Source organism: Methanolobus sp. ZRKC3 (assembly GCF_045291275.1).
In the GTDB taxonomy this organism is placed as follows: domain Archaea; phylum Halobacteriota; class Methanosarcinia; order Methanosarcinales; family Methanosarcinaceae; genus Methanolobus.
This window is the reverse complement of record NZ_CP146982.1, coordinates 1,723,189-1,737,959: the sequence shown is the minus strand read 5'-3', so window position 1 is coordinate 1,737,959 and position 14,771 is coordinate 1,723,189. Positions and strand designations below refer to the sequence as shown.

General features: G+C 43.7%; 11 protein-coding genes. 9 read left to right on the top strand and 2 right to left on the bottom strand.

The window, feature by feature from the left end:
- Positions 1-58: 58 nt before the first annotated feature.
- Positions 59-1,888: an HD domain-containing protein gene (locus tag V7O66_RS08750; protein ID WP_406659925.1), complete on the top strand. Its 1,830-nt coding sequence runs from the start codon at positions 59-61 to the stop codon at positions 1,886-1,888.
- Between the two features lie 13 nt (positions 1,889-1,901).
- The gene (locus V7O66_RS08745; protein WP_406659924.1) at positions 1,902-2,654 is read left to right on the top strand and encodes a tRNA (adenine-N1)-methyltransferase; all 753 of its coding nucleotides are present in this window, start codon (positions 1,902-1,904) and stop codon (positions 2,652-2,654) included.
- Positions 2,655-2,658: 4 nt separating this feature from the next.
- On the opposite strand, the gene radB is transcribed toward V7O66_RS08745, so the two are convergent.
- The gene (radB, locus tag V7O66_RS08740) at positions 2,659-3,327 is read right to left on the bottom strand and encodes a DNA repair and recombination protein RadB (RefSeq protein ID WP_406662620.1); all 669 of its coding nucleotides are present in this window, start codon (positions 3,325-3,327) and stop codon (positions 2,659-2,661) included.
- Between the two features lie 357 nt (positions 3,328-3,684).
- Here radB and V7O66_RS08735 point away from each other — a divergent pair, with 357 nt between their 5' ends.
- The 6 genes from V7O66_RS08735 to V7O66_RS08710 all read left to right on the top strand — a co-directional run bounded on the left by V7O66_RS08735 (position 3,685) and on the right by V7O66_RS08710 (position 12,994).
- The gene (locus V7O66_RS08735) at positions 3,685-3,936 is read left to right on the top strand and encodes a glutaredoxin family protein (protein WP_406659923.1); all 252 of its coding nucleotides are present in this window, start codon (positions 3,685-3,687) and stop codon (positions 3,934-3,936) included.
- A gap of 128 nt (positions 3,937-4,064) precedes the next feature.
- Positions 4,065-6,359, top strand: coding sequence for an anaerobic ribonucleoside-triphosphate reductase (gene nrdD, locus V7O66_RS08730; RefSeq protein WP_406662618.1), 2,295 nt, complete (start codon positions 4,065-4,067; stop codon positions 6,357-6,359).
- Positions 6,289-7,146, top strand: a complete 858-nt coding sequence (locus tag V7O66_RS08725; protein WP_406659922.1) for an anaerobic ribonucleoside-triphosphate reductase activating protein — start codon at positions 6,289-6,291, stop codon at positions 7,144-7,146. Before nrdD ends, V7O66_RS08725 begins: the two co-directional genes overlap by 71 nt.
- A 66-nt stretch (positions 7,147-7,212) precedes the next feature.
- Positions 7,213-8,073: a DUF4349 domain-containing protein gene (locus V7O66_RS08720; protein WP_406659921.1), complete on the top strand. Its 861-nt coding sequence runs from the start codon at positions 7,213-7,215 to the stop codon at positions 8,071-8,073.
- 134 nt (positions 8,074-8,207) lie between these two features.
- The gene (gene thiL / locus V7O66_RS08715; RefSeq protein ID WP_406659920.1) at positions 8,208-9,194 is read left to right on the top strand and encodes a thiamine-phosphate kinase; all 987 of its coding nucleotides are present in this window, start codon (positions 8,208-8,210) and stop codon (positions 9,192-9,194) included.
- Positions 9,195-9,412: 218 nt separating this feature from the next.
- Positions 9,413-12,994, top strand: coding sequence for an S-layer protein domain-containing protein (locus tag V7O66_RS08710; protein ID WP_406659919.1), 3,582 nt, complete (start codon positions 9,413-9,415; stop codon positions 12,992-12,994).
- A gap of 14 nt (positions 12,995-13,008) precedes the next feature.
- Here the strand turns inward: V7O66_RS08710 and V7O66_RS08705 are convergent, their stop codons facing one another.
- Entirely contained in the window at positions 13,009-13,530 is a 522-nt protein-coding gene (locus V7O66_RS08705) for a helix-turn-helix domain-containing protein (RefSeq protein ID WP_406659918.1), read from the bottom strand.
- A 156-nt stretch (positions 13,531-13,686) separates the two neighbouring features.
- Here V7O66_RS08705 and V7O66_RS08700 point away from each other — a divergent pair, with 156 nt between their 5' ends.
- Positions 13,687-14,697 carry an ABC transporter substrate-binding protein gene (locus tag V7O66_RS08700; RefSeq protein WP_406659917.1) on the top strand — a complete coding sequence of 337 codons (1,011 nt, stop codon included), beginning with the start codon at positions 13,687-13,689 and terminating at the stop codon, positions 14,695-14,697.
- Positions 14,698-14,771: the final 74 nt, after the last annotated feature.

Genomic DNA, 14,771 nt, shown 5'->3' with positions numbered 1-14,771 from the left:
TTTTCTTTGCAAACACCTTTCCAAACTTTATATATCTCAAACTACATAGTATCCGCAAATGCACAAACCCCGGATAATCCATGACCCTGTTCACAAGACCATTATTCTTGATGAGTTCGAGCAGATGCTCCTGAACACCAGATGCGTGCAGCGCCTGCGCAATATCCAGCAACTGGGGCTTGTGGATCATGTTTATCCCGGTGCTAATCACACACGTTTTGAGCACAGTATCGGTACCATGCACATGGCATCTGTGATAGGTCAGTCACTTGGCCTTGAGCAGGAGGACATTCGTAAGATAAGGGCAGCCGGACTTTTGCATGATGTGGGTCATTCTGCATTTTCCCATGCTGTTGAGTCGGTTCTCAAAAGGGATTCCGGACTTCAGCCTGTCATAAATGGCACACGCTTTGTTAAACATGAGGCTTTCACAAAGGACATAATCTCCAATAGCCTGCCGGAAGACAATTACATTGCACATTATGTGGAAAAGGAATTCGGTACTGATCCTGTTATTTTTTTCAGGGAGATCGCACAGATAGCAACAGGTGATTCCGGTTCGCTGGAAAAGCCATGCCTTGCCCAGATAATCGCAGGGGATGTGGACGCGGACCGTATCGATTTCCTTTTGCGTGATTCATATCATACCGGTGTCTCATTTGGCTTGATAGATGTAGACCAGATAGTCCGCAATCTCATTATCCGGGATGGGAACGTTGTACTTGGCAGTTCGGAAGGTTCAGGTTACGGTGAGGACATGGCCCTGACGGCAGCAGAGTCTTTGCTGATTTCAAGGGCGCACCATTATACTGCTATAATCCATAATCCAAAGACACAAGCTGCGCGTGTGATGCTGCTCCATGCCCTGGAGGATGCTATTGGGAACTTCAGGAATGTAAATGAACCTGAATGTGTCAGGCAGGAGATAGTTCGCTTCTTCACTGAGTATAATGACAGTGACCTTTTCAATTTTATCAGGCAGTATGTGTCAAAAGAGTGCATGCCACTGTTATCTGAATTAAGGGATGGGAATATCTACGTTCCTGTTTCCCGGCTGAGCCAGAAGACCATCTCTCCATCCACGAGAATGACTCTGTCTACCATTGCACGCCACGGAGTGGCAACTAAAAAACTTGAAAGTCTGATCGCAGAAGAGTTGGGTGATGTGCTCATAGACCTTAGCGTTGCATCAGGTGTTCCCAAAAGTATGCGCATTGCAATGGAAAATGAGGATGCTTTCTTCTATGATGAATCTGCGCTTGCCAATGGTCTTGTGCGCGCGATATCAAGGCAACTCTCACTTACTGCTTTTGCGCATCCTGCAGTGATATCATCCATGGATGATGGTTCTGTTTCCAAACGTTTGAAGGACGTGGTTAACGAGCTCTCTCCAAAACTCCTTAGTTTCATACGTACGGATCAGTATCTGTCCATAGAAGGGATAATATTGCTCTTCTTCGGGGTGCACACTCTCTTTGAAAAGGAGGATGCTCAGTTCATCTCGATCCCGCGTTTAAGACACATAACCTGGTTGTATCGCACCATTGGCATCTTACGTGCTTCTCCCAAACTGAAGCATTTGTTCGATTACGTTTTCCATGAGAATTATGGTTTTCCTTACAGTGACAAGGTATTCGAGGACATCCAGATACTTGTTGCAATGGGTATTGTGGATGAGGATCTGAGATATTATGAAAAAGGTGGTCGCTTCCGGCAGAGTTATGAATATGTGTTTACATGGGATGGTCTTGAATATGCAAAGGTTCTTGCAGATGCCTATGGGCCGGAGTTTGGGGAGATAATGAACTATCTTCAGATCAACAAACATTCGATCCCTCGGGACACAGTCACTATTCCTCTTAGTAGGTATTCTTCCAAAAAACGCTGATCAGGTGTGTTAAATGAAAGCTGGTGAACTTGTTATGCTTAAGACTTCCCATAGAGGGAAGGTAAGGGAATTCATTGTAACTGTACGTGAGGATGAATTTCATACGGACTTCGGGAAAGTTGACCTGGCTCTTTTGCTGGAAAAGGACTTCGGAGATCATATTACTGCTCATAAAGGTCAGGAATTCATAATACAGCGTCCAAGGATGCCTGACTTCTTCAACCATGCAAAGAGGACTGGCGCGCCGATGATGCCCAAGGACATCGGTCTTATCATTGCCTATACCGGCCTTAACAAAAATGACTCAGTTCTGGATGCCGGTACCGGCTCGGGTATTCTTGCCATGTATCTTGGTTCCATTGCAAAAAGGGTATTGAGCTATGAAGTCAGGGAGAACTTTGCTGATGTTGCTCGCAAGAATGTCATGAATGCAGGGCTTGATAACGTGGAGATCCGGTGCGGGGATATTGTACAGGAAATATCTTCTCTTGGTGAGAGTTTTGATGTTGTGACCCTTGATACGCAGGATTCAAAGGATGTGGTTCCTCATGTTTCCGGTATCCTGAATCCGGGAGGATTCATGGTAACATACTCGCCTTTCTTCGAGCAGACAAAAGAGATACGTGATGCAATGGCAGAAGCAAATTTCTATGATGTCCGAACCATTGAGTGCACAGAGCGTGAGATATCTTTTTCAGAAAGAGGTACCCGTCCTTCGACCACAAGGGTCGGTCACACAGGTTTTATAACAATAGCAAGAGCCTGAAAATTTATCTTATGCCTTCATTGGTGATGGTGAACTCACAGGTTCTGCCTTCGGGGATGGAGCGGTGCTTCCATAGTTTTGCTCTTCTGGTACCTTCTCCTATCTTTTCAAACTGCAATATGGTTTTGGAGATGTGCTCTATTCCTGTACCGCCGATGGGTTTTACTTTTCCTGTCACCACATCGCTGTAAACCTGGTTGGTGATGACAACTACCAGATTGTGTTTGCGTGCAATTCCATGTAAGAAACCTATCTGGTTTGAAAGCTCACGCCTTGTTCTGATGCTGGAGTCTTCCTGGTCCAGTTCGAATCTGTAAAATGCAGTTGCTGAATCAACTATTATTAATCCGATCTTGTCTGAGATGAGTTTCTCAATTTCCTTTGTGGCAGCATATTGCTCCTCAAAGCTATGTGGTTCAAAGATGATTATGTGCTGTGCAATCTCTTTCGCATTTTCTCCGGCGATCTGCTTGAACCTGTGGGGTGAAATAGCCTCTGTATCTATGTATATGGCTTTTTTCCCTTTCTTGACACACTCTACTGCCAGTTGCAGGCAAAGATTTGTCTTTCCACTACCTGCTTCTCCAAATATTTGGGTTACTACGCCAGCCTCAAATCCTCCTCCAAGCATTTCGTCCAGGGGCTGACATCCGGATGGTAGTCGTGTGTCTATTATTTCACCTCTTGTTTTGAATTAACTGCTATAATGGAATTTATGATATACATCTTTTGGCAGGCATATCTGTATTCAAATATATTATCATATTTGTATTCATGTATGATTCATTATTGGTATATATTGTCGTGGTGTATTATCATCTCTCATATCATCTCTAATTTTTTGTTACCAGATGCAGTCTGGAAAAGCATTATTAAGCTAAAAGCCATTTGTATAATTTACCTCATGGTGAGAGTAACAAAGGAATGTACAATGCTGATTGATGGTGTTTTTTTAATTGGCGCTGTAATTCATCTCTACTACAGGCTCAATATACTAATAAATCTATAATACCGAAGGGACGAGAGAAACATGGCTGAAGTAACTATCTATACAACAAAAACATGCCCGAAATGCGAACAGCTTAAGAACTTCCTTAATTCAAAAGCTGTGTCTTTTAATGTCGCAGACATGTCAACTCCCGAAGCTTTGACTGAGCTGAAATTTAACGGAGTATTCACAATGACTGCCCCGGTTCTCCAGATAGACGATGAATTTTTAACCCATAAGGACTTGTTCAGCGGTCCTGATGTGAATCTGGAAGCTCTGGCCAGTATACTCTGATCTTTACTGTGGGTGAGGTGGGAATGATGAATTGCACTACTAAATCTAAAATGCTGGGTGAAGGCAGAGATTCAGAGCCAGAAAAGTCTGAATTAGAGATTCATAATGAAGGAAAAGAGGCAGGGAACATGATGAATTCACTTAATAAACCACATGCTATTCAGAAAACACTTGACGGTCAATCAATCTCCATAATGCCAAAGGTGCGCACTACAGCAGGGCATATGGTTGAGTGGGATCGCAATGTCATTATCAATCAATTGATCAAGGAAACAAAACTTGCTGAGAGGTTTCATAACAAGCCCGGTATGGGCAAGGAAGAGGCTCATGATATTGCCCGGGAAGTCGAGCGCCGTGTTAGAATTCTCGACCTGAAATTCCTCTCCGGACCACTGATCAGGGAAATGGTCAACATGATCCTGCTTGAGAAGGGTCATGTGGAATGGAGAAATGTCTCCACAAGAATAGGTACTCCTGTTTATGATGCATGTGAGATCGATCTTGGAAGTGGTTTTGAGGCAAACGATAATGCAAATCTTCAGGAAAATGCCGAAACTTCCCATAAGAAAAAGGCAGATAAGATCTCAAAGGAGCAGTATCTCCTTCTCCTGCCACCTGAAACTGCTGATCTGCACCTTAATGGTGACATTCACATTCACGATCTTGAGTATCTCGGAACCCGTGCATTCTGTCAGGACTGGGATCTGAGGTATTTCTTCTACTATGGCCTAATGCCGGATGGTTCAGGGGCAAAGGCAAGTGTAGCCGGTCCTGCAATGAAGGCAGAAGTTGCAATACTTCATGCAGTGAAGGCTCTTGGAAGTGCCCAGACCAACTTTGCAGGCGGACAGGGATTCTATAATTTCCTGACTTTCCTTGCACCTTATCTTGAAGGCAAGGACTATAATGATATTAATCAACTCATGCAGATGTTTGTCTATGAGATGACCCAAATGATGGTTGCACGTGGCGGACAGGTAGTGTTCTCCTCTGTTCAGCTTTCACCTGGTGTTCCAAAGCTCTGGGTTGACAAGCCTGCCGTCTATAAGGGGCGTGTGCATGATGGAACCCATGGCACCCAGAAGCGCACATATGGTGACTTCGAGCGTGAGGTGCGCCTGGCATTTAAGGCACTTATGGACGTAATGATCGAGGGTGATAACTGGGGCAAGCCATTCAATTTCCCAAAACCTGAAATATCCATTGAACCGGACTTCATAGTAGAAGATGAGTTCTTCAACAGAGCACATCCTGAATTGCCAACTTACGAAGAACTGTATGATCTGACCTTTGAACTGGCAGCAAAATTCGGTACTCCTTACTTCGATAATCAACTACCTGAGTACAGAGGTGCAGGTGAGGGTATCTCCTGTTATCAGTGCTGTGCATACCAGTTCTCTGCAAACGCTGATGCAGATGATAGTTTTGATGATAAGCTCATGTTCAAGGATGGAAAACATTTCTCAATGGGTTCCTGGCAGGTCGTATCCCTTAACTGTCCAAGGGCATCATACAGAGCAAACGGAGATGATGCTGCCCTCTTTGATGATCTTAAAGGTCTCATGGACCAGTGCATAAAGCTCTTCAAGACAAAGCGCAGCTGGATGGAAGATATCATTGAGAACAACAGGATGCCTTTCGCCACACAGAGGCCAAAAGATCCTATTACTGGCGAAAAAGGTGCCATCGCAGTTGACATCGATGCTCTGGTATGTACCATTGGTGTGATAGGTATCAACGAGATGGTGCAGTATCACACTGGCTCACAGCTTCACGAATCCAAAGACGCCTTCAAATTTGCCATAAGGGCAATGACTGAAATGGAAATGTATGCAAATGAGCTCAGTCAGAAACACGGTCTGGAAATAGCACTTGCACGCACTCCTGCAGAGACCACCGGTCAGAGATTTGCTGTGTCCGATTTCCTGCACGAGGAATATGCTGATTGTGTGGCAGAGGTTGTAAAAGGTGACAAAGAATTTGCAATTGCAAATCTCAGGAATACTCACAATCTGCCTATCTATTACACCAATGGTACCCATGTGCCACCGGGTGCTAATATATCCCTTATTGACAGGCTCAATATCGAGCATGTCTTCTTCCCGATAGTTGACGGTGGCAACATCTGTCATATCTGGATGGGTGAGGGTGCTCCTGACGCAAAGGGTCTTAAGGAATTTGCAATGAACATTGCAAAGAATACTCAGATAGGTTACTTTGCCTTTACCAAGGACATGACTGTCTGTCTGAATGACTTCCACATAATGTCAGGACTGAAAGATAACTGTGTAAACTGTGGTTCCGATCACGTCGAACAGGTATCAAGAGTCACCGGCTATGTGCAGGCTGTAAATGGCTGGAACAATGCAAAGAAGCAGGAGCTTGCCGACAGGATGCGCTACGGCTCATCCGATATGGTCTGATGTCATGGAAATTAATTACGGGAACACGATTCCCATATCCACAATAGATTGGCACGGAAGGGTGTCAATCGTCTTTTTTTTAAGGGGCTGCCCTTACCGTTGTCCATATTGCCAGAATTATGAGCTTTTGAAAGAAAACAATATGGTAGATGTATCTGAGCTTGAAAAATCCATAAAGAAGTCAAAACCTTTTGTAAGCAGTATGGTCCTCTCAGGGGGCGAACCTCTTGCCCAGAAAGCTGCCAGTATGCACCTTGCCAGCTTTGCAAAGGAAAATGGCTTGCTTGTGGGCGTACACACAAATGGTTTCTTCCCAAAGGTGATGGGAGAAATGGTAAAGGAAAAGCTTGTGGACAAGTTTTTCATCGACGTCAAGGCTCCCCTGGATGATACGCGACTCTATGCAAAAGCCATCGGTTGCCATGACTTTTCGCTTTCTCTAAAACCTGAAACTGTCTTGGAAAATGTCCGGCAGTCCATACTCCTTACCCTGGAATCTGTGGATATCGAGCTTCGCACAACTGTGTTCAGGGACTTTATTGGTAGTGTTGATGATGTGTCCGGGATTGCACGTTCGCTCCTTCAATTAACCGGAAATAGGGATGTACCATATGTTATCCAGCAAGGGGTTCCTGACAATGCAATGCTTGAGAGCATGCGTTCCATGGAGCCATACAACAGGGATGAGATGCTTGAACTTGCCATGGCTGCTCATGAGTTCCTTGATAATATTTATATTCGTACCAGGGAAAAAGGAAATGAAAAAGTTAAGTTCGAATCCATTTGAAGTTTAAATAATTCTTTTATATGCAGGGGTCCATAGTTTAATCATGTTCAAAAAGAGCGTGATCAAATGAAGAGGATACATTGCTTATCTGTATTATTTCTGATACTGCTGGGACTGGTAGTATCCGGCTGTATGGGTCTGGATGAGGCAAGTGTACAGAATTCTCAATTCCAGAAGGATATCAGTTATTCAGACGACTTCGAATATGCAGTTAGTGAAGAACCCATTCCTATTGATTCGGGTTCCGCTGGGGTGGGTGGTGTTTCGGCAGAGCGTAAGACCATAACTACTGTTGATATGTCTATTGAGGTCGATGATGCCCATGCAACAGTGGAAACTATAGCTAAAGCTGCCCGTGCTGCAGGAGGATACGTTTCCAGTTCCTCGGTATATGATAGTTATTATGACTCGAGCAATGCCAAAGAAGGATACATAACTGTAAGGGTTCCTGAATCTGATTATCCTCAGTTTATTGCGGATATCGAGGGGCTTGGAAAGGTCACCTCAAAAAGTGAGAGCGGAAGGGATGTGACTGAGGAATATATAGATGTCACCGCTCGCCTGGGGAACCTTAAAAGGCAGGAAACCAGGCTTTTTGAGATTCTCAATATGACTGAGACTGTTGAAGAAGTGCTCAGCGTGGAAAAGGAACTTGAACGTGTACGTGGCGAGATAGATAGTCTTACCGGACGCCTTAACTATCTCGATGATCGCATCGAATTCTCAACCATCAATGTAAGGGTCACAGAGCCCCGTCCAATAACCCGTTCATGGGGACTTCGGGATGCAGTTTCTGAATCTGTGAATGGCTTCATTTCCATGGTCAACGCACTTATCGTACTGGTGGGTTACCTTCTCCCTCTGGTCATTGTGGTCGTAGTTTTCGGAGGGGCATTTGTTGCAGTGAGGCGCAGAATGCGTAGATGATTACTCGGGAAGCCAGCCTGATCTAAGGTTATCTTCCAGCTTTTTCTTTTTCGTATCTCTCTCATTCAAGTCACGCTCTTTTTTATGACCGATGACAGAAACTATATCTATAAAGTTGTAAAAGCAGGAAAAACATGACAAAATCCCAAAAGGTATCTGAATTGGGTGAAAGATCCCTTATAAATGCTCTATCACGATCATTTAAAAACAGTAAGAACCCCGACCTTTTCATAGGTCCGGGTGAGGATGACTGCGCAGTACTGGATATATCTGAAACTGAGTATCTTGTAGTGACAACGGACATGCTACATAGGAAAACCGATTTTCCTCTACAAATGACTCCGTGGCAGATCGGCTGGATGTCGTCGGCTGTGAATTTCAGTGATGTTGCATCCACAGGTGCAAGACCCATAGGTTTTCTCTCATCCCTGGGTATGTCACCTGATACGGATGTATCCTTTGTGGAAGAAATATGCAAGGGGATGGCGGATTGTGCTAAAATGTGCGGTACATCTGTGATCGGAGGGGATATCGACACCCATGATGAGTTGACCATCAACGGCACAGCTCTTGGAAAAGTAAAGAAATCCCAGTTGCTCACAAGAAGGGGTGCGCAGGTGGGCGATAAGGTATGTGTAACAGGTTTTGCAGGCTCTGCTGGAGCTGCTTTGCATGCACTGTTTAACGGTATCGATGTTCCGGATTCTTTGCTCAACACACTCTTTGAACCGTATCCTCGCATAGCAGAAGGGCAGAAGCTTGCAGAGTCAGGTGCTGTGACCTGCATGATGGATACAAGCGACGGACTTGCGCTGTCCCTTCACGATCTTGCAGACCTCAACGGTGTGGGTTTTTCAATCTATGAAGAATCAATTCCGGTACACGATGACATAAGGAATCATGTAACCGACGACCCTGATGAGTTGCTAAATTTCGCCATGTACACTGGCGGTGACTTCGAGTTGCTGTTCACTGTATCTCCAGGCATGCTCGAAGAAGCTCAAAGCGCATGTTATTTAACTGTTATAGGGGATGTAGTCGAACAGGTAGTTGGTACTAACATTACACGCGGGGATGGAGTTAACCTGTCGATAAATCGAAAAGGTTATCTACAATTGTGAATTTAAGAAGATTATACTAGATTACACTATACTTTGATCATATTATACTTGAAGGAAGTTTTAGAATGCGAAATAATTCCAAATCTATATTACTTGGATTAACTTTATTCATATTAATTGCAGGAGCAACAAACGCTACTCCAGTGATTACTCCTACTCCAGGAGGGGCATCATTTACGAGTTTTACAGATGATTTGCCTTATGGATTCAGTGTTAATGTGAACGAAACGACTGATATAACCTGGTATCTCAATGGCGCTTCTGAGCAATCAGTTGTTAACCAGACCAGTGACTCCTACTCAGCCAATCCTTCGGCGGGTGTACACAATGTTACAGTTGTTGCATTAAACACGACAACAATGGAATCATCCTCATTTGAGTGGACATGGACATTAAATGAATCCTTGGATATCGATTCCCATTCTCCTGGTTCTGATCCCGATACTACTGTAGGTGATACGCAGGTGTTTACAGTAGGGACAAATCAAATAGCAGATATTGAATGGTTTATTGATGGTATATCTGTCCAAACAAATAATTCCCAGACATCTGCCAGTTATACAAACAGCACCGCACCTGCTGATACATATACAGTAAAAGCTACTGCAAGCAATGCAAATGGTACTGATGATCAGATATGGACATGGGATGTAATGGCAATTCCTGCTCCTTCTATAACTATTGTTGATCCCACTGATTTGACTCCAAGTGACAATACTGGAGATTCAAGGACTTTTGAAGTCACTATAAATCAGCCAGTTAACCTGACCTGGATAATGAATGGAACTACACTAACAACCAATACTTCTGTGATCTCATCATCGTATTCTTTTGATTCTGCTCCGGAAGGAACTCATAATCTCACTGTATTCGCAGAAAATGCAAATGGTACTGATCAGGAAAAATGGGACTGGACAGTTACTGATATTCCTCTTAGTATCACTGATTCTAAACCTACATCAAACCCCGAATCTACTGTAGGCAATGCTCAAATATTCAATCTGACTGTGAATAAGATATGTAATATCGAGTGGTACATCGATGGTTCATCTGTTCAAACTAATTCTTCATCTTCAGACGCAGAATTTACGAAATCCGATGCGTCAGTCGGAGAATATAATGTAACTGTAACGGCTACAAACTCAAGTGACACAGTATCTAAGAGCTGGACTTGGAATGTAAGGTCAAAAACCTACTCAAGTGGTGACAGGATATGGGATGAGAACGCAGGTCAGTCCACAGACTACACATGGAATGCAAAGAGTTTCTCAGGATTTTTCTACGACCTTGAATCCGGACTAAGTTCAGAGACTATGACAATAACCGATATTGACAGGTCCATAGGCGACAAGGATATTGTTTATGAGACAAATCCTGTGGAAACTGACTTTGAGCACAGTGCATGGGGTAAATACCAGGTCATTGGTTTCATGGCTGAGAATTATTTTGCAGCATATACTTCAAACACCGACATAGATGGTGTTGAGATCATAAGCATGATGTCAGACGGGCAGCTTGCGAAGGTGCTTATCGATGATGATGAAAAGGAATCCGTTTTCTCCGGTTCATCCCTGATCCTTGAGGAAGGTTATGAGCTTAAGATTGTGGAAGTGGACGTAAATGGTAACAGTGTTTTCGTCAGGCTCGTAAAAGATGGCGATGAGCTCGATAGTGATGTAGTTTCAGGTAATGATGATTACATCTATCAGGTGGATATTGGCGACAGTGATGATGTAGTACTCATCGCGGTTCACTTTGATGACATATTCAGTGGTACTGAATCAAATGCGGTATTTGTCAAAGGTATATTCCAGATATCAGACGAATATCTTGAAGTCGAGAGTGGAGACAGCTTTGGTAAGATGGAGATCACATCTGTAGGCGATACAATGATACAGATGAAGAATGATGATTCAGTATCTCTTTCCAAGGGTAAGATCGTAGACATCATGGGTAAGATCAAACTGATAGTTGCAGATGATGATGACCTGAGATTCGCACCATTTGTTGATATGTCTGAACCAGGCACATATGAACTTCGTGGGACGGTTGCAGAAGGTTCGGACCTGCTTACATGGACCCCACTGAACTTTGAAGGATTCTATTATGACATCGATGAAGGTATTCAGACAGAAAAGCTGGAAGTATTAGATATAGATGGCAGATCCATAGATGATGGTGACCTTGTCTATACCAGTACTCCGGAAGAAGTAGAATTCGAACATTCTGAATGGGATAATGGTTTCAAAGTAATAGGATTCATGGCAGAGAAATATTTTGCAGGTTATCCTGAAGATGCATTTGATACCAATTCCAACGATGAAGTTGACCTGCTTTCAGATGGCCAATTGTCCAAAGTGATACTGGATGAGGATGAAAAGAAGTCTGTCTTCTCTGGAAGTTCTTTGACACTTGGTGAAGGCTACACCCTTGACATTGTGGAAGTTGACAATGATGGTAACAAGGTTCTTGTTGAGCTTAACAAGGATGGGGATGAAGTTGACAGCGGCATAGTGTCTGGAAATGATGATTACATATACGAAACAGATCTTGGTGAATCAGAGGATGTTCCAATAATCGTAGTTCACTTCGATGAGGTATTCAGAGGGACTGAGAGCAATGCGGTTTTCGTAGAGGGTATTTTCCAGATATCCGATGAATATACTGAACTCGAGGATGGTGACACTTTTGGTAAAATGGAGATCACTGGTCTTGGTAGTTCAATTATCATGAAGAACGAGGATTCCATATCACTTTCAAAGGATAAGGACATCGAAATAATGGAGAACGTAGGCATCAGAGTAGCAGATTCCAGTGATGTAAGGTACTATGTCTACACTGAGGTGAAGACTTCTCCGGATGAAGAACTTAAAGTGGAACTCGGAGCATCCGTACTTAAGAAAGGAGAAGAAGTTACCATAACTGTAACCTCACGTGGTGCTTCTGTTGCAGATGCCACCGTTACTGTCGAAGGTACAGAAATAGGTACCACCGATGATGAGGGCAGGATAGATTATACTCCTACAAAGGTAGGAAATCTCGAGATAGTTGCTGAAAAGGAAGGATATGTATCAGGCAGCGATGAGATCGAGGTAATTGATCCGGATGATGAGACCAAAAAGGTAAGCATTGAGGTATCGCCTGAAGAAGTCTTCGAAGGCAGTCCAATGACCATCTTCGTGCTCAAGTCAATAGGCGGAGATGCAGTTCAGGGTGCTGAAGTAACCTTTGACGGCAAATCCCTTGGCTCCACTTCAATGGATGGGACCATTACCTACACATCCACAGAACCTGGAATGCACAAGATCGTGGCAACAAAATCAGGACTTCTTGATGCAGAACTTGATGTAAGGGTAATGGAACTTGCTGCCAAGTTCGAGTTCAGTAATCTGGTGATCTCTCCACTGGATGTTAAACAGGGCCAGGATGCAACTTTCAATGTTGATGTTGAAAATACCGGAACAGCTGCAGGTGACTACACAGTCGAACTGAAGGTCAATGGAACTGTCGTGGGCAGCCAGACCATAAGCATGGAAGTTGGCGCCTCTCAGACCCTTGAATTCAAGCATGCAGAGGAAGAACCTGGAACTTATGTTGTAAAGGTAAGCGATCTGGAAACAACATACGAGGTATTCGAAAAATCAGGCACAATTTTGTATGTGCTCGGTGCAATCGTGCTTGTGGTGGCAGGAGGCCTTGGTTACCTGTTCACAGCCGGAGGATGGACCGTTGAGATCGCTCAGGCAAAAGTAGCTGAAGCAATAGAAGCAGTAAAGGAGTTGATCGGAAACATCCGATAACTTCTTTCTCTTTTTTAATTTATTTTTTTAGCCACAAGTTCTATAGCTTCTATCAAACTGTTCTTTGGCATTATCGTGGCAACCGGGATCTTCAATATCTTCTCTACGGTTGGACTTACAATTGGAGCACATACAAGAGCCACGGCTCCTTCTCTCTCAGCACGAACCGCAGCTATAATCGCTTCCTCCATTGATGTGGCAGAGTATTCCCTTATGGTGCAGAGATTTCCACAGATCTTCTTCTTAGTTTCACTCATGTTATCCAGCACCGGGCGTGCAGCAATGACTGCTATGAATTCTCCTTTTTCCAATCCTTCTATAGCTTTGACGGTCTTTATTATCTGGCGCAGAGTTTTCACATTTGGTTCTCGCTTACCGGAAAGGATCTTGTAAAGTGTGCTTGAAGGTATGTTTGCCTTTTCTGCAAAATCAAGTGCTGTAAGTCCAAGATCTTCTTTTATTGCTCTTGAAAGTGTTTTTCTAAAAACCTCGTCAGACTCGAATACGGAATCGATTATTCTTTCAGCAACATTCATTTTTTCCACATACCATTTAATTGTTAAAAAATTGTCCTATATGGGCAATGAATCATCTGATATTAATACGTTTGGGAAAATACAGTGCAAAAAACGGAAATGTATATAATTTATGGTATCGTGCTATTTTAACATCTAACAATTATAGGTAGCAGTATGAACACGAAAAGAATACTCAAACCAGTTTCGGTTTTACTTCTGATAACTTTCCTTGTGGCAGCAGTACTTGTATCCGGCTGTGCGGAAAAAGAAGAAGATGACGAAGCTCTCACTGAATTGACATTTGGATACCAGCCAAGCACACATCAGATCGCTTACCTTACAGCAAAGGAAAAGGGTTGGTGGGAAGAGGACCTTTCTCCCCTTGGTATAGAAAAGTTCAATGATAACCTGTTCCCCACAGGTGCTCCTGAAATGCAGTCAATGCTTGCAGGGGACCTCGATGTTGCATACGTTGGTGCAGCACCCGTTATCTCTGCCCTTGCCAGCGGTCTGGATGCAAAGATAGTCGCAGCATCACAGATAGAGGGTTCAGACCTTGTACTTCGTAATGAGTTCCCATATGAAGGTCCACAGGATCTCAAAGGCCTTACACTGGCAACCTTCCCTCCTGGAACCATTCAGGACACACTCCTGAGGAACTGGCTCAAAGAGAACGGTGTTGATCCGGACAATGATGTCGAGATCCTGCCAATGGGTCCGGGAGATGCAATGACTGCCATCTCTGCAGGACAGATAGATGGTGCTTTCCTGCCACACCCTGCACCAACACTGATCGAGAGTGAAGGCGATGCCAGGTCAGTTGTCCAATCAGGTGACATACTTGCAAACCATGCATGCTGTGTCGTTGCTGTAAGTGGAAAACTCATCCGTGAGCATCCTGAGGTCGTACAGCAGATAGTGGAAACCCATGTTCGTGCAACCAACTACAATCTTGAGAATATCGATGAGGCAGCTCAGATATTCGCTGATGACCAGGACTGGGATGTGGAACTTGTGAGAAAGTCCCTTGCAGACTGGGATGGTGCATGGGTGGCTGATCCTAGTATGATAGTCGAACCAACACTGGAATATGCAAAGGTCCAGTATAATCTTGGTTACATCAACACAGAATTGACAGAGGATGATATATTTGATCTGAGCTTCTATGAAGCTCTTGATCAATAATCCTTTTTTTTAAGCTCTCGATGGTAACTTTAATATTAAGAAAAACCTTTTAGTTGCGGTACTGGAGCTTTTAG